Source organism: Variovorax sp. efr-133-TYG-130 (assembly GCF_030208835.1).
Classification (GTDB): Bacteria; Pseudomonadota; Gammaproteobacteria; order Burkholderiales; family Burkholderiaceae_C; genus Variovorax.
In genome coordinates this window covers 1-14,891 of the sequence record NZ_JARVTD010000013.1, presented here as the reverse complement: position 1 = coordinate 14,891, position 14,891 = coordinate 1, and the positions used below count along the sequence as shown (strand labels likewise).

The 14,891-nt window shown below is 65.6% G+C and carries 19 protein-coding genes; 12 read left to right on the top strand and 7 right to left on the bottom strand.

Annotated elements, in window-relative coordinates; all coding sequences use genetic code 11:
• Positions 1–35 precede the first annotated feature (35 nt).
• Complete coding sequence (locus tag QRN67_RS16970; protein ID WP_285412779.1) at positions 36–248, top strand: hypothetical protein; 213 nt, start codon at positions 36–38, stop codon at positions 246–248.
• Between the two features lie 164 nt (positions 249–412).
• On the opposite strand, the gene QRN67_RS16965 is transcribed toward QRN67_RS16970, so the two are convergent.
• Entirely contained in the window at positions 413–1,120 is a 708-nt protein-coding gene (locus tag QRN67_RS16965) for a zinc ribbon domain-containing protein (RefSeq protein ID WP_285412777.1), read from the bottom strand.
• 254 nt (positions 1,121–1,374) lie between these two features.
• Here QRN67_RS16965 and QRN67_RS33320 point away from each other — a divergent pair, with 254 nt between their 5' ends.
• Together QRN67_RS33320 and QRN67_RS33315 are read left to right on the top strand one after the other, a co-directional pair.
• Positions 1,375–1,578: a hypothetical protein gene (locus QRN67_RS33320; protein ID WP_503010903.1), complete on the top strand. Its 204-nt coding sequence runs from the start codon at positions 1,375–1,377 to the stop codon at positions 1,576–1,578.
• Entirely contained in the window at positions 1,575–1,700 is a 126-nt protein-coding gene (locus QRN67_RS33315) for a hypothetical protein (protein ID WP_503010902.1), read from the top strand. The genes QRN67_RS33320 and QRN67_RS33315 overlap by 4 nt, the downstream gene beginning before the upstream one ends.
• A gap of 104 nt (positions 1,701–1,804) precedes the next feature.
• Here QRN67_RS33315 and QRN67_RS16955 read toward each other — a convergent pair whose 3' ends face one another.
• From QRN67_RS16955 to flgA, 6 genes are all read right to left on the bottom strand, one after another.
• Positions 1,805–2,560, bottom strand: coding sequence for a hypothetical protein (locus tag QRN67_RS16955; RefSeq protein WP_285412776.1), 756 nt, complete (start codon positions 2,558–2,560; stop codon positions 1,805–1,807).
• A 92-nt stretch (positions 2,561–2,652) separates the two neighbouring features.
• Complete coding sequence (locus tag QRN67_RS16950) at positions 2,653–3,534, bottom strand: hypothetical protein (protein ID WP_285412775.1); 882 nt, start codon at positions 3,532–3,534, stop codon at positions 2,653–2,655.
• Positions 3,535–4,617: 1,083 nt separating this feature from the next.
• Positions 4,618–5,436, bottom strand: a complete 819-nt coding sequence (locus QRN67_RS16945) for a winged helix-turn-helix domain-containing protein (protein ID WP_159053718.1) — start codon at positions 5,434–5,436, stop codon at positions 4,618–4,620.
• Positions 5,437–5,483: 47 nt separating this feature from the next.
• Positions 5,484–5,948 carry a flagella synthesis protein FlgN gene (locus QRN67_RS16940; protein ID WP_081265907.1) on the bottom strand — a complete coding sequence of 155 codons (465 nt, stop codon included), beginning with the start codon at positions 5,946–5,948 and terminating at the stop codon, positions 5,484–5,486.
• Positions 5,945–6,253, bottom strand: a complete 309-nt coding sequence (flgM, locus tag QRN67_RS16935) for a flagellar biosynthesis anti-sigma factor FlgM (RefSeq protein WP_081265906.1) — start codon at positions 6,251–6,253, stop codon at positions 5,945–5,947. Before flgM ends, QRN67_RS16940 begins: the two co-directional genes overlap by 4 nt.
• Before the next feature lie 90 nt (positions 6,254–6,343).
• Positions 6,344–7,060 (bottom strand): flagellar basal body P-ring formation chaperone FlgA, encoded by a 717-nt coding sequence (gene flgA / locus QRN67_RS16930; RefSeq protein ID WP_285412774.1) that lies wholly within the window; start codon positions 7,058–7,060, stop codon positions 6,344–6,346.
• 219 nt (positions 7,061–7,279) lie between these two features.
• Between flgA and flgB the strand changes: the two genes are divergently transcribed.
• From flgB to flgJ, 9 genes are all read left to right on the top strand, one after another.
• Positions 7,280–7,687: a flagellar basal body rod protein FlgB gene (gene flgB / locus QRN67_RS16925; RefSeq protein WP_081266019.1), complete on the top strand. Its 408-nt coding sequence runs from the start codon at positions 7,280–7,282 to the stop codon at positions 7,685–7,687.
• 3 nt (positions 7,688–7,690) lie between these two features.
• A complete protein-coding gene (gene flgC, locus QRN67_RS16920) occupies positions 7,691–8,107 on the top strand; it encodes a flagellar basal body rod protein FlgC (RefSeq protein WP_081265904.1) in 417 nt (138 codons plus the stop codon).
• Between the two features lie 22 nt (positions 8,108–8,129).
• Positions 8,130–8,810 carry a flagellar hook assembly protein FlgD gene (locus tag QRN67_RS16915; protein ID WP_285412773.1) on the top strand — a complete coding sequence of 227 codons (681 nt, stop codon included), beginning with the start codon at positions 8,130–8,132 and terminating at the stop codon, positions 8,808–8,810.
• Positions 8,811–8,869: 59 nt separating this feature from the next.
• On the top strand, positions 8,870–10,090 hold the full coding sequence (gene flgE, locus QRN67_RS16910) for a flagellar hook protein FlgE (protein WP_081265902.1): 1,221 nt from the start codon (positions 8,870–8,872) through the stop codon (positions 10,088–10,090).
• A gap of 49 nt (positions 10,091–10,139) precedes the next feature.
• A complete protein-coding gene (locus QRN67_RS16905; RefSeq protein ID WP_081265901.1) occupies positions 10,140–10,886 on the top strand; it encodes a flagellar basal body rod protein FlgF in 747 nt (248 codons plus the stop codon).
• A gap of 67 nt (positions 10,887–10,953) precedes the next feature.
• Entirely contained in the window at positions 10,954–11,736 is a 783-nt protein-coding gene (gene flgG, locus QRN67_RS16900; protein WP_081265900.1) for a flagellar basal-body rod protein FlgG, read from the top strand.
• A 53-nt stretch (positions 11,737–11,789) separates the two neighbouring features.
• Positions 11,790–12,443, top strand: coding sequence for a flagellar basal body L-ring protein FlgH (locus QRN67_RS16895; protein ID WP_253819719.1), 654 nt, complete (start codon positions 11,790–11,792; stop codon positions 12,441–12,443).
• Positions 12,444–12,562: 119 nt separating this feature from the next.
• Entirely contained in the window at positions 12,563–13,660 is a 1,098-nt protein-coding gene (locus QRN67_RS16890; RefSeq protein WP_285412772.1) for a flagellar basal body P-ring protein FlgI, read from the top strand.
• Positions 13,661–13,670: 10 nt separating this feature from the next.
• Positions 13,671–14,687 (top strand): flagellar assembly peptidoglycan hydrolase FlgJ, encoded by a 1,017-nt coding sequence (flgJ, locus tag QRN67_RS16885; RefSeq protein WP_285412771.1) that lies wholly within the window; start codon positions 13,671–13,673, stop codon positions 14,685–14,687.
• Positions 14,688–14,891: the final 204 nt, after the last annotated feature.

Sequence of the window (14,891 nt, the reverse complement as noted above, 5' to 3'; positions counted from 1 at the left end):
CGCCCGACCCAGCTCGGCACGAGGAGACCCAAACCATGAAGACAACACTGCTCGCATTCCTGCTGGTTGCTGCCGCCGGTAGTTCCAACGCAGCTTCCCTGGCCATGCCGGGCAGCTTGGGATTCAACCCTGCTGGCGCTTTGTCTGCGCCGATTTTCGAGGCGGCCAATCGATCGGGCAGCCGGCGCGTCGGCGGGCGCAGCAGCAGCGGCAAGGGCAGTCACTACGTGGGCGGCCGTCGCCGGTGAGCGCACTTGCCTAATTCGGCTGGCTTACACGCGAGCGGGAGAACTGGCGCGCATCGCTGACGAACGCGGCGCCGCCGGGACCATCCGCCGGCGGTACGCCGATGCCATCGAGCCCTTAGCGCTGAGCGCGCGCCGGCCGGCCAAGTGGTGCCGATCAAGGCCGCCTAGCTCTTTTTCGACGTGAGGGCGCCTGTCTCACCTGTCTCGGGAGCGGGCTCTCCCAACAGCCCCCGAAATTCCATTTCTAGCAGGCGGCGAGCCGCGGGGATTTTTTCCGTGAGCACTGTGTAGCTCTTTGTCCAAGCGTCCATCTTGGCTTGCGCCGTGTGCTCATTGATGAAGTCATCGTCAAACCGGATGTAGACATTGAAGTGAATGACCTGCGAGCGCACTTCTCGGATGAGCGCGTCGAACGAGTTGCACACGTCCTCGGGCAGATAAATGCGATGCCGATCGAAGTAGCGGAATGTCCTCGCGATGCTGTTTTGAGCAGCAACGGCCTTCTCCTTTTTTGAAGGCTCGCCTGCGAACTCCATTGGGCTCAGGAAACTGTCGGCGGCCCAAAGCGTGCGAACGAGCAGAGAGTAGAGGCGGGAGATGACCGCCGCGCGATGCTCGTGCAGTTTCTGAAACTTGACGCTATGCTCGTTCGATAGTCGCTGCAGATCGGACTTCGTTATCTCGATGCTCTTGCTGAGCTCAGTTTTCACCAGTTCGAGATCCCGCTGGTGTTCGGCCTTCAATACCTCGATGTTCTTCGCCAGCAGGTGATCAAGCTGGCTTCGCCCGAGATAGCCAGCGATACGCATCAACGCAAGCGCGAACGCCCCGCTGCCAAGGACCGAAAGCGCCCATTGCCAAAAGTGTTCCATGCTCTACCTCCGGGCCGCAGGATAAGCGAGGCGGCGACGCCGGGCCTGTGTTGGAGTGGTGCTCGGAACACCGTGAATTGGCCCCCGACCCGCACGAGTGCTGGATTGTGGGTGGTGGTCGAGGACCGCCGCAACCGGCGACTCGCTCCAAGGGTGCCTCCACATCGGGTACCCGGCGGGCTCGACGCCGTCCTGACGCCGCGCCTTCGCCACCCGATGGCCTGCTGCGCGAGCGTCTGACCCTGCGCGGCCTGATGAGCGCGCAGGACCTCGAAGCGGTCGACGACGGCGAAGAGGTCCGCCACTGCGGCATCGTCACTCTGCGCCAGCTGCCGGAGACCGCCAAGAGCACGATCTTCGTCTCGCTCGAAGACGAGACCGGCGTGGTGCAGGTGATCGTGTGGAAGAGCCTGCGCGAAGTGCAGCGGCTGGAGAGCTGCTCGGCGCGCGGCTCATGACGGTGCACGGCACCTGGCAGCGCGAAGGCATCGTGAAGAACCTGATCGCTTCGCGGATCGAGGACCTCACGCCGCTGCTGGGCCGGTTGGCCGGGTCGGCGGCCAGCCGGGACTTTCGCTAGCGTCTTCACCGTCGCAGGACGTAGGTATTCGTCAAGGGGCGATCATCGGGGCGTTAGCCTTTTGAAAGCATCCGGCTATAGCTGGATGCAGCTTTCCTCTTTGTTCAGGACCAGGCGGCGACGACGTCGGCAGCTTCAAAAGGCGACGAGGCACGTAGCAGCTCGAGGCCGTTTGATTTCGCGAGCCGGTCTAAACGATCGAGCATCTTGTTCGCTTCGTCTTCGGCGATGGAAGACAACGGCAAGTTGTACAGGACATCTTCGTTGACGAGTAGCACAGGTGTTACCTCATTGCCCTGCATGTTTTTTCGGATGAGATCAATCTCATACAGTTTGCTTTGAGATTCCCGCAAGGCGTGTGCCGCCTGTTTAACGGTGGCAGGCAGGCTGGTGATCTGAAGCATCCAGCGCCGAAATGCGTAGTCAACGGTGAGTTCAGGAAGCTCAATACTAGGGCGAACGGTTTTTTCGAACCGAGCCTTGATCGCAGGATCATCGCCAGCGACTTCACGTTTGAGGGTCTTCAGGAACTGAGCCGTACGTATCGTGTGGCGTGGCGTATCGCGAGGTTCGCTCTCGTCGAAAAAGTCATCTACTTTGCCGAAGGCGCTGACGCTTCTAACTGCAGCGTCGATTAGTTGTTCACGCGTGTACCCGCGTGCGACCGCGATGGGGCCCCGCATAAACCCATGAAACTGCGCCTGAAGATCTTCGAGGGGCACACCAGAAACTTGGCGCTGCGTCAAATACTGCGAGACTTCTTCCAATACCCCGAATGCCGCAGTGCCCCGCTGTTTGCCTAACATTGCGCGCAAGCGTTCAATGGGAAGAATGCAGTGCGTACCTGGCGAGAGCGCCACTCTGCTCTTCTCGTGGTTCTCAAGCGCAATAAGAGCCACTATGCGCTCTGCAGTTCCTGGCACGGGCTCCCAAAATATCGGGCCATAGCGAACTACGCAGGGGGGCGCCGCGAAGTCTTGCCTCGGGGTGTCTGATCGTTGCTGTAGGAGCTCCACAATGATGCTTTCTCCGGCTTCATCAACCGACGTTCCAAATGAAGCGCCAAGGCCGGAAGCCGCAAGTCTATGCTTCTCAGGTAAACGTGGGTCATCATGAGAATCGTATCTACATGACCCCAGCCCGTGTGCCAATGCTGAGCTTGGTCAGCCAGCCACTGCAGGCGTCCTCGAGCCCTTGTCCACACCTCAGGAAGGTTCTCCATTTGATGATCGTTCGGTCGGCGTCGAGCAACTTCCACAGCAAGCGCGTTTTTGGACGCAGCATGCTCGATCACCGCTTGCCTGGCAACTTGTTCTGCGAACCTGCGCATGACCTTGGCGACGGCGGGAAGGGTGTGTTCATGGTCAATAAGCCACCAACGATGTCCATCAAACACCACGTTTTGGCAGTGTCGGTCCTCGTTTGCTACAAGCTCATCCCAAACGCCGCCCGCAGGGCCTTGAGCTGTGTCGCAGATGCGCTGCCAAATCCATTCCTCGGCGGCGTCCGATTTGGACGGGCGAGCAAAGGTGTCATCGGGCCACTGCAACTCACTGCCGAAGCAAATCACCAAATCAGTGTTGGCGCCTTTGACCCTAAGCGGAAGGCCGGGCAAATCCCCTTTCTCCGCGAGAACGATTACGCCCGCTGGTACTTGCAACTTGAAGGCTCTCGCCGCCAGAGAGCAGGCTAGTTCAGCCGCTATTACTTCCTTCTTGTCGGTCCACTTGACGATGACCGGCAGAGCTGGCTCAGTCGAGCCTGGTACCTGCGCCATCCCCCGCCAGACCTTGTTCAGGTGCTCTCCCTCCAAAAGGGTGCTGGTACTGAGCAATCGGTATATGGGAGGGGCTCTCCAGCGTTGAAGGTCTGCCGCGGTTGACGTAGTCATCGGAAAGCCTTCGTACTGGTGGCTGCATGGACTAATGCAAAATGTTACTGTAAGGCGAGATATTGATCACTGCCTTCGTATCATCGAAAACCCCATAACCTTCTTCTTTGGGGCCACACCCAATGAATGTGGCGAGTTCGTCGACATGGTTGCATAAGCTGCATCACTATGCGGCGCTTGATCACGAACACCGCGCGATCATCTGCCACGCCGCGCGATCATCTGCCACGCCGGGCGGTCGACTCTTCCTGAGTGCGAGCAAAGCCTCGATGCCGCCCTTGGCTTCAAGTGTGTGCTGAGCACAACAGCACAAGGCCCGAAGATGCAACGGTTTCGAGATGCATGCTGGAGGAGATCGCACGACCGGATAGTTAAGAACAGGTTTGGGGGCATCGTTGGGGGCATTGGAGTCGAAGCAGGTTAGCAAAAGCTAGCAACCATGCACCCTCCAGCCTGACATGCTGCCGCCTCCCTCCGAATGGCCCCGCAAGGGGCTATTTTTTTGCCTGTTCCATCCCGGGGAAAAGCCGCTTTCAGATTCAGGTCGGCTTAAGTTTCCCCGCCGATACTGCGGAGGACGGTCTTCTGGCGTTGGTAGAGGTCGCTCCGGCACCCGCCTTCACGGCGGTTCCTCGAGGCTGGAGGTCGTCATTTCTTTTGTCTGGCCGAGGGCGCATGCCGCTCGTTCGGCCGGCTGTCAAAAAGCCCTTGCGGCACATGGCCCGGCATTGAGCGCCTGCCCTCGGAGAACTATTTCTTCGAACCGACATGACCCTGAACGCGTGCGCTCACGGGTGAAATATTTTCTCGAAGAATGGCTGAGCCGCGCTCAAGACGGCGCTCATCGGGTGTAGGAAAAGCGCCGTTTCCCGGCCCGAACGTCGAAGTTTTCCACGCTGCCCATTTCGCGGGCACCGTGTTGCAGGCCACGCCAGGCAACGATTCCGCGCGCAATCCCCTTGGTTTTCCCCAAAGTTGTCCCCAGTCGGCGGGGAAAACCCAATGACGCCTTTTCAGGCCCCGCGCTTACGCCCGGGCGCGCTCTGTTTCCTCGAGCCAGGTGGGCTCGTTGGAGGTGTCCGGAAAGCCGCTATCGGCCATGGCCGGCAACCCTGCCGATCCCGGCACGTGCCGCAGCTCATACCCCCGTCCATAGACCGAGTGCAGGACGAACTCGCTTTCCTTGTGCAGCGACAGCTTGCGGCGGATGTTCGCCACGCAGCAGTCGAGCACGCGGCTCTTGCGTTCGATCCGCGAATCGACCCACAGCGAGGCCAGCAGCCATTCACGCTCCAGCAGCCGCCCCGCGTTGCGGAACAGCAGCAGCGCCAGTTCGAACTCGCGCGGCTTCAGCCGGATCTCGCTGCCGTGGTGCACCACCACCTTGCGGCTGCCGAGGAAGTGGTAGCTGCCGAACAGCGCGCTCACCGAAAGTGGGTGCAGCAGGGTTTCATTGCGGCGCAGCGCCTCGCGCACGCGCAGTTCCACCTCGAAATCGTCGACCGGCAGCACCGCGAAGTCGATGCCGGCGCCGGGGGAGTCGTTGCCGGTCACCGCCAGCACCTCGTTCAGCAGGTCGCGCTGCAGTGCATTGACCACCAGGAAGATGGGAATGCGCAGCGCCTTGCACATGGCGGTGAGCACCGGCCAGGCGCCTTCGTCCTTGAGCACGACCAGCAGCAGGTCGAATGGCGCGCCGTTGGTCACGGCGCTCAGGAAATCGGCGCTGGAGTCGAATGGCGCCGATGTGCAGCCGATCTGCTGCAGGCGCTGGCCCCAGGCCTTCGCCTGGGCCTTGTCGCAGCCCACCATGGCCACGTGGCGCGAGCCTTGAGCGTTGTTCATGTCCATAGTTCGATGCGGTTTGGAGGGCAGGGCGGCGGCGGGGCCGCTCAACCCACTGCCAGGCGGCTTCCGCCGCCGGATTGCGTCTTGCGGATGCCGTCCGGGCCGTAGAAGAGCTGTGCGCTGGCCTGCAGGAAATGCAGCGCCTGCTGGGTGAAATCGAGATGCGCGTACACCATCGAGCCGTTGCGCAGGTTGTGGCTGCGCGCCTGCACCGCCAGCACCAGCAGCTCGGCCCAGGCCTGTTGCAGCTCGGGGCCGCCGCCCGCCGCAGCGGCGTCCGCGCCCGCGCGGCCCGGCTCGTAGCCCATGGCCGCCTGCATGGCTTCGCGCTCGCGGTCGAGCTCGGCCATGCGGTCGAGCAGGCGGGTCTTCTCGCTGGCGATGGCCGCGAGATCGGTGAAAACGCCGGCCGACATGGCCTTGGCCTCCCGGTCCAGCACGGCCAGGAATTCCCCGATGCAGGCCGCTTCCGTGCGCAGCCTGGCCAGCAGAGCCTGGGCGTCGTTCATTGGCCGTCCTTCTTGCCGTCGAGCAGGTCGCGCACGCTGGCCAGCAGGCCGTCGGCGATGCGCTCCGGGCGCACCTGGTAGCGGCCCGCGCGGATGTCCTCGCGGATCGCCGCCACGCGGGCCGCGTCGAAATCGCTGCCATCCGTGGCCGCGGGCAGCGCATGGACGTGCGCGGAGGCCTGCCGCGCAGCTTCCTTGGCTTCCTTGGTGCGCTCGGGCGCGTCGGCGCCGGTCATCGGGGCCGCGCCCGTGGCGGGCGAGCGATGGAGGGGCGTGGCCGAAGGGGCGGGTTGATCGATTTTCAAGGTGATTCCTCAGGGGCTGACCGGTATATCGGCAGCCCTGGCAAGAACTTTAGGAATTGCGTGCACGAAGGTTGAAACGGGCGCCAGCGGCTACTGCGCGAGCTGGATCTGCCCCTCCTCGTCCGCCACGCCGCTGACCAGCCGGCCCTCCCGGGTCTTGGCCTGCACCACCGCGCCGACCCTCGCCCCGCTCAGGGCCTTGCCCTCGGTGCTGACCACGAATCCTTCGCCCTGGGCCACCAGCTTCACCGCCTGGCCCTGCTGGATGACCGTCACCCCGCGCACCGATTCCTTGCGCAGCGGCGCGCCCGGGCCGATGCGGTTGGCCGCCACCACCCCGACCAGTTCGGCCGCGCTGGTGATGACGGAGCGCGGCAGCCGCGTGAGGTCGCCGGTGCGCTCGGTGACGTCGCCCGCGCCCAGCGGGCGGCCGGTCTCGATGGCGCGCGCGGCCACGAAATAGCTGCCTTCCACCGATACGTGCGCCTGCACGAAGCGCGTCCACGGCCGCTCCGTCTGGCAGCGCACGCCGACCGACACCCGGCCCCATGGCGTGGCGCCCGGCGGCAGGAATGCCTCGGGCGCCTCGCAGGGCGGGAGCGCCTCGGTGCCGCGGCCTTCCAGGCTGATCGTGACCTTGCCCGGCAGGCCGGCGGTCTGCACCTGCAGGTATTTCTGGATGGCCGTGCCGGCGGCATCGGCCACGGGTGCCGAGGAAGCCCACGCTGGAGCCACGCACGCGGCCATCGCCAGCAGTGTTGGCAGCACGGTGCGCAGCAGGCGGGTCCGGAGCTGTAGGAGGTTCATCGGCAGCGTGAGGAAAGGGAAAAAAACAGGTGGCGCCGGAGTCGACGCAGACACGCCGACGCCGGGCAATTCTAGAAATCCGGTGCCGGATCGAAGGTGCGAGCAGCAGGCGAAAACCCCCTTTGTTCGGACGATTGCAAACGCGATGCATGCATAGACTCGCTTTCCATCTGTCGCTGCGCCTCGTGCATCGGCGACGCCACAACGGATGGAAAAAAGATGATCGACAAGCTGGATGCGGCGCTTCGCTTCAATCGCGAAGCCCTCAACCTCCGGGCCGAGCGCCAGGAGGTGCTCGCGGCCAATATCGCGCATGCCGACACGCCCAACTACAAGGCGCGCGACTTCGACTTCGGCAGCCGCCTGAGCGAAGCCGTCGAGCGCGGCCGCGCGTCGCAGTCGATGTCGCTGGCCACCACCTCGGCGCGCCATCTCGCGGGCCAGGCGCAGGCCATGCCCGACAAGGACCTGCTCTACCGCACGCCCAACCAGTCGAGCCTGGACGGCAACACCGTCGAGATGGACGTCGAGCGCATCGCCTTCGCCGACAACGCGCTGCGCTACGAGTCCAACCTCACCGTCATCAACGCCAAGATCAAGTCGCTGCTCTCCGCGGCGCAGCAGTAAGCCATGCCGTTCCCAAGCAGTTCCATGAACATCTTCAACGTGGCGGGCTCGGCCATGACCGCGCAATCGCAGCGCATGAACGTGACCGCGAGCAACCTGGCCAACGCCGAGAGCGTGGCCGGCCCCGACGGCATGCCCTACCGCGCCAGGCAGGTGGTGTTCGAGGTCGCGCCATCGGGCCACCAGGACATCGGCGGCGTGAAGGTGTCGGGCGTGATCGAAGACCCTTCGCCGCCCAGGATGGTGTTCGACCCCAAGAGCCCGCATGCCAACGGCGAAGGCTACGTCGCGATGCCCAACGTCAACGTGGTCGAAGAGATGACCAACATGATCTCGGCCTCGCGCAGCTACCAGGCCAACGTCGAAGTGCTCAACACGGCCAAGACGCTGATGGTCAAGACGCTGACCATCGGCCAGTAAACCCCCTCATACCCACCACGCCATGGCCATCTCCGACACATCTTCCATCTCCGGTCAGAACGCATCGACCGCGACCGGCAACATCGTCTCCAGCCAGGACAACGAGCAGCGCTTCCTCAAGCTGCTGGTCACGCAGCTCAACAACCAGGACCCGCTCAACCCGATGCAGAACGCCGAGCTCACCTCGCAGCTCGCGCAGATGAGCACCGTGACCGGCATCGAGAAGCTCAACACCACGCTCTCGGGCCTGGTGAACCAGACCGGCGCCAACCAGCTGCTGCAGGCGACCTCCCTCATCGGCTACAACGTGCTGTCGCCGGGCGACGTGCTCACCACCAAGAAGCCCGAAGAGGGCAAGGACCCCGCCACGCAGGCCTTCGGCGTGCAGCTGCCGGGCACCGCCGCGGACGTCACGATCAAGATCCTCGACGACAAGGGCAACGTGGTTCGCACCCTCGACGCCGGCCCCATGAAGGAAGGCGTCAACGCCGTCACCTGGGACGGCAAGGACGAGGCCGGCAACGCGGTCGCCGAAGGCGCCTACCGCTTCACCGTCGATGCCAAGAACGGCACCTCCGCCGTGACCTCCACCGCGCTGACCTTCTCGCAGGTGGCCGCCGTCAAGCAGGGCGCCGGCGGCGTCACGCTCGAACTGGGCTCGGGCGCCAGCATCGGCCTGTCCGACGTGCGCCTGTTCCTGTGAGGCGCGTGCCTCCTCTCTCATCCATCGCAGCACTGAACGCATTGAAGTAAGGAACCATCATGAGCTTTTCCCAGGGCATCAGCGGACTCGGCGTGGCCGCGGCCAACCTCGACGTCATCGGCAACAACATCGCCAACTCGGGCACCGTGGGCTACAAATCCGCAGCCGCCACCTTCCAGGACGTGTATGCCGGCTCGCGCGTCGGCCTCGGTGCCTCGGTGTCGGGCGTGGTGCAGAACTTCACGCAGGGCGTGACGCAGTCGAGCAGCCGTCCGCTGGACGTGGCCATCCTGAACGGCGACGGCTTCTTCCGCCTGAGCAGCGCCACCGGCGAGGTCGCGTATTCGCGCAACGGCCAGTTCACGCGCGACAAGGACGGCTACATCGTCAATGCATCCGGCCTGCGCCTGACGGGCTACGGCGTGAACGCCAGCGGCGGCATCAACGGCGGCACGCCGTCGGCCATCCAGATCCCGACCGCGTCGATGACGCCCAGCGCCACCGGCAACGTCAATGCCGAGTTCAACCTCGACGCGCGCCTCGGCGTACCCGCCAAGACGCCGTTCAACCCGGCCGACTCCGGCACGTTCAACTACTCGAACGCCCTCGGCCCGGTGTACGACTCGCTCGGCAATCCGCATGACCTGTCCGTTTACTTCGTGAAGAGCGCCACGCCGGCCAACACCTGGAACGTGTACGGCACCGCCGACGGCGCGCCGCTGAACGCGGGCGCCGCGCTCACCACGCTCACGTTCGACAGCAAGGGCGTGATGACCGCGCCGGCCGGCGGCAAGCTGAGCACCGGCGCCATCACCTTCACCAACGGCGCGGCCCCGCTGACCGCGTCGATCGACCTGTCGGGCACCACCCAGTTCGGCGCCGCCAACGGCATGAGCAAGCTGAGCCAGGACGGCTACCGTTCGGGCGAACTGACCTCGTTCTCCATCAACCCCGACGGCACCATCACCGGCAAGTTCTCCAACGAGCAGACCAAGCTGCTGGGCCAGGTCGTGCTGTCGTCCTTCGCCAACCCGAACGGCCTGGAGCCCAAGGGCAACAACGTGTGGGGCGAGACGCTGGCTTCGGGCAACGCGCTCACCGGCACGCCCGGCGAGGGCACCAAGCTCGGCTCGCTGAAGTCGGGCGCGCTGGAGTCGTCCAACGTCGACCTGACCTCCGAACTCGTCAACCTCATCGTCGCGCAGCGCAACTACCAGGCCAACGCGCAGACCGTGAAGACGCAGGACCAGGTCATGCAGACGCTGATGAACATCCGCTGACGCGGCACCCCGACCACCACCACCGAACGACCGGCACCAGGAGCACCCAGTGGATCGAATGTTGTATGTCGCGATGAGCGGCGCCAAGCAGGCCATGGATCAGCAGGCCACCGTGGCCAACAACATGGCGAACGTCTCTACGCCGGGCTTCCGCGCGCAGATCGCCAACTTCCGCGCGGTGCCCGTGGTCGGCCAGGAGGCGCCCACGCGGGCCTTCGTGGCCGCGACCACGCCCGGTGCGGACTTCACGCACGGCCCGCTCACCGAAACCGGCCGCGCGCTCGACGTGGCCGTCAGCGGCCAGGGCTGGCTGGTGGTGCAGACGCCCGACGGCGGCGAGGCCTACACCCGCGTGGGCAACCTGCAGATCGGCGCCGACGGGCAGATCACCACCATGGGCGGACGCGCAGTGATGGGCGACAACGGCGCCATGACCGTGCCGCCCGGCTCGGCCGTGGCCATCGCGCCCAACGGCCTGGTCGGCGCGCGCGACCCCGCCTCGGGCACGCTCACCGGCATTGCCGAGGTGGGCCGCCTGAAGCTGGTCAACCCGCCCACCACCGACCTCGTGCGCGGCGACGACGGGCTCTTCCGCATGCGCGAAGGCCTGCCGCCGGCCCAGGCCGACGAGGCCGTCACGGTCGTCACCGGCGCGGTCGAGGGCAGCAACGTGAACCCGGTCGAGGCCATGGTCGCCATGCTCGCCAATGCACGCAGCTTCGAGATGCAGATGAAGTCGCTGCAGACCGCCGACACCAACGCGCAGGCGGCCAACAAGCTGCTGGCCTACGGCTGATCGGCCGCAGGCACCGCATCCCGGCCATCACGCGCCCCGCACGCAACACACGCAGGATTTTCAAGAAATGATTCGTTCCCTCTACATCGCCAAGACCGGCCTCGATGCGCAGCAGACGCAGCTCGACGTCGTGTCGAACAACCTGGCCAACGTCGGCACCACCGGCTTCAAGCGCAGCCGCGCCGTGTTCGAAGACCTGGTCTACCAGAACCTGCGCCAGAGCGGCGCCCAGTCGTCCGACCAGACCCGCCTGCCTTCGGGCCTGCAGGTCGGCACCGGCGTGCACGTGGTCGCCACCGAGCGCATCCACTCGCAGGGCAACCTCACCAAGACCGACAAGCCGACCGACGTGGCCATCAGCGGCGGCGGCTTCTTCCAGGTGCTGATGCCCGACGGCACCACCTCGTACACGCGCGACGGCTCGTTCCAGAAAGACCGCGACGGCCAGCTCGTGACCGCCAGCGGCTTCCCGGTGCAGCCCGCCATCACCATCCCGGCCAACGCAACCAGCATCACGGTGGGCCGCGACGGCATCGTGTCGGTGGTACAGGCAGGGAGCACGAACACCGTGCAGATCGGCCAGCTGCAGCTCGCGACCTTCGTCAACCCGACGGGCCTGGAAAGCCGTGGCGAGAACCTGTATGCCGAGACCGACGCCTCGGGCGCGCCCAACCAGGTGAACCCCGGCGTCGACGGCGCGGGCACGCTGAGCCAGGGCTACGTGGAGGCTTCGAACGTGAACGTGGTGGAAGAGCTGGTCAACATGATCGCCACCCAGCGTTCGTACGAAATCAACAGCAAGGCGGTCCAGACTTCGGACCAGATGCTGCAGCGCCTGGCCCAGCTGTGACGCAGGGTGCGCGTCTTCTTCGTCGGGGCGGCGCCGCCAGGGTGCTGCCGGCGATGCTCGTCGCCGCGCTGGCCGCGGGCTGCGCGCAATTGCCGCGCGAGCCGCTGGTGCACCAGCCGATGACGGCGCGCGCCGAGAGCTATGCGCAGCTGCAGCCGCGGCGCTCGCCCGGCGCGATCTTCCAGGACGGTCCGGGCGCCAACGCGCTGTTCGAGGACCGGCGCCCGCGCAACATCGGCGACATCCTGACCATCGTGATCAACGAGAAGGTCAATGCCACCAAGAACTCGGGCGCGAACGCCAGCCGCGCGGGCAGCACCACGAGCGTGTTCGCGGCGATTCCGAAACTCATCGGCGGCCTGCTCGACGGGCAGGACACCAAGCTCAGCGGTACCAACTCGCTCACCGCCAAGGGCGGCGCCAACGCCAACAACACCTTCAGCGGCGTGATCACGGTCACGGTGGTGGACGTGATGGGCAACGGCAACCTGCTGGTGAGCGGCGAGAAGCAGATGGGCATCAACCAGGGCACGGAGTTCATCCGCTTCTCCGGCGTGGTGAATCCGCGCACCGTGTCGGGAAACAACACCGTGCCTTCGACGCTGGTGGCCGACGCGCGCATCGAGTACTCGGCCAAGGGCTACATCGACGAGGCCCAGACCATGGGTTGGATGCAGCGCATCTTCCTCAACGTCATGCCATTTTGACTATGAAAAACCCCCAGGCTTCGCGCACTTCGTGTCGCTTCTCCTTCCCCCTTGCAGGGGGCGATGCCTGCGGCCCGGCAAAGCCGGTTCCGCGGCATCTCACGAACTTTCTGGCTCGCTTGCGCATCGCCTCGGCGGTGGTGGTGGCGCTGGGTGTCTTCGGGTTTGCGCCCGCGCATGCGGAGCGGCTCAAGGAGCTGGCGAGCATCCAGGGGGTGCGGGACAACCCGTTGATCGGCTATGGGCTCATGGTGGGCCTGGACGGTACGGGCGACCAGACGATGCAGACGCCGTTCACCACGCAGAGCCTGAACAACATGCTGCAGCAGCTGGGCATCACGATTCCGCAGGGCGTGAACATGCAGCTGAAGAACGTGGCGGCGGTCATGGTGACGGCCACGCTGCCTTCGTTCGCGCGGCCGGGGCAGAACATCGACGTGACGGTGTCGTCCATGGGCAATGCGAAAAGCCTGCGCGGCGGCACGCTGCTGATGACGCCGCTGAAGGGCGTCGACGGCGCGACCTATGCGGTGGCGCAAGGCAACATGGTGGTCGGCGGCGCGGGTGCGTCGGCCAATGGCAGCAAGGTGCAGGTCAACCAGCTGAGCTCGGGCCGCATTCCGGGCGGCGCGCTGGTCGAGCGCACGGTCGAGGCGCCGGTGGGGGGCGAGGGCACCTTCACGCTCGAACTCAACCGCTCCGATTTCGGCACCACGCAGCGCGCGGTCGATGCCATCAACCGGCAGTTCGGCCCGGGCTCGGCCGAGGCGATCGACGCGCGCGTGATCCGCGTGCGGGCGCCCGAGCCGCAGCAGCGCGTGGGTTTCCTCGCGAAGCTCGAAGACCTGGAAGTGACGCCGACGCAGGCCGGCGCGCGCGTGGTGGTCAATGCGCGCACCGGCTCGGTCGTCATGAACCAGGCGGTGCGGGTGAAGGACTGCGCCATCGCGCACGGCAACCTGTCGGTGGTCATCAACACCGAGCCCGTCATCAGCCAGCCGGGTGCGCTCTCGGGCGGCACCACGGTGGCGGCGCAGACCTCGCAGATTTCAGTGAACCAGGGCGGCGGCGCCATGCAGATGGTGCGCGGCGGTGCCTCGCTGTCGGACGTGGTCAAGGGGCTCAATGCCCTGGGCGCGAATCCGCAGGACCTGGTGTCGATCCTGCAGGCCATGAAATCGGCCGGCGCGCTGAGCGCCGAGCTGGAAATCATCTGAGGCCGCACGCATGACCGTCTCGAACATGAGCGCCGGCGCGGGCGCATGGAACACCTCCGACGTGGCCAGCCGCGCCGGCGCGCTCGACCAGCGCTTTGCGCTGGACGTGCAGGGCGTCGATGCGCTGCGCCGCACCGTGCGCGCGTCGCCGGAAGAAGGCCTGCAGCAGGTCTCGCGCCAGTTCGAGGCCATGTTCATGAACATGGTGCTCAAGAGCATGCGCGAAGCCACCCCTTCCAGCGGCATGCTCGACAGCCAGAGCCAGAAGGTCTACCAGTCGATGTTCGACCAGCAGCTCGCGCAGAACCTCTCGGGGCGCGGCGTGGGGCTGGCCGAGGCCATGCTCGAGCAACTGCGCCGCACCTTGCCGTCGGGCCCGCCCGATGCGGAGGCGGACGCCGAGATCGGCATCCGGCCGATGCTGCTCGAGCCGCGCGCCAGCGGCCTGCCGTTGTCTCCGCGCGCGGGCATTCCCATCGGCTCCGCACCTACCGGGCGTGTCTCCACGGCGGCCGACCTGGGCGTGTACCAGTACAGCGGCGAGCGCCGTGCGCCGGCAGCGAATGCTTCGCTGCAGGGCCAGGTCGACGAGTTCGTGGGCCGCATGGGCGCTTCCGCGCAGGTGGCCAGCACGGCCAGCGGCGTGCCCGCGCCGCTGATCCTGGCGCAGGCCGCGCTGGAGTCGGGCTGGGGCAAGCGCGAGATCCGCGCGGACGACGGCACGCAGAGCTTCAACCTGTTCGGCATCAAGGCCGACCGCAGCTGGAAGGGCCCGACGGTCGAGACCACCACCACCGAATACGTCGACGGCGAGCCGCAGAAGGTGCGCGCCAAGTTCCGCGCCTACGCCTCGTACGACGAAGCCTTCACCGACTACGCGCGCTTCATCACGCGCAACCCGCGCTACGCGAACGTGCTGGCCACCGACGACCCGCACGAAGCCGCGCACGGCCTGCAGCGCGCGGGCTACGCCACCGATCCGAAGTACGGCGAGAAGCTGGTTCGCATCATGCAGAAATTCGGCTGAGCCCCACGCGGCGCAGCCTTGCCCGGTAACGGCCGCCGCAGGCGCGGCAAGCCTTTCCCCAAGACTGGAATACACAGGAATTCCCATGGCAGAGATCGCAAGCATCCAGCAACGGCAACAACAGCAGCCCGGCGCTTCCACAGGCGCGGGCCGCCTGGAGGTGGTGACGTTCAAGCTGGGCGAGGAGGAATACGGGATCGACAT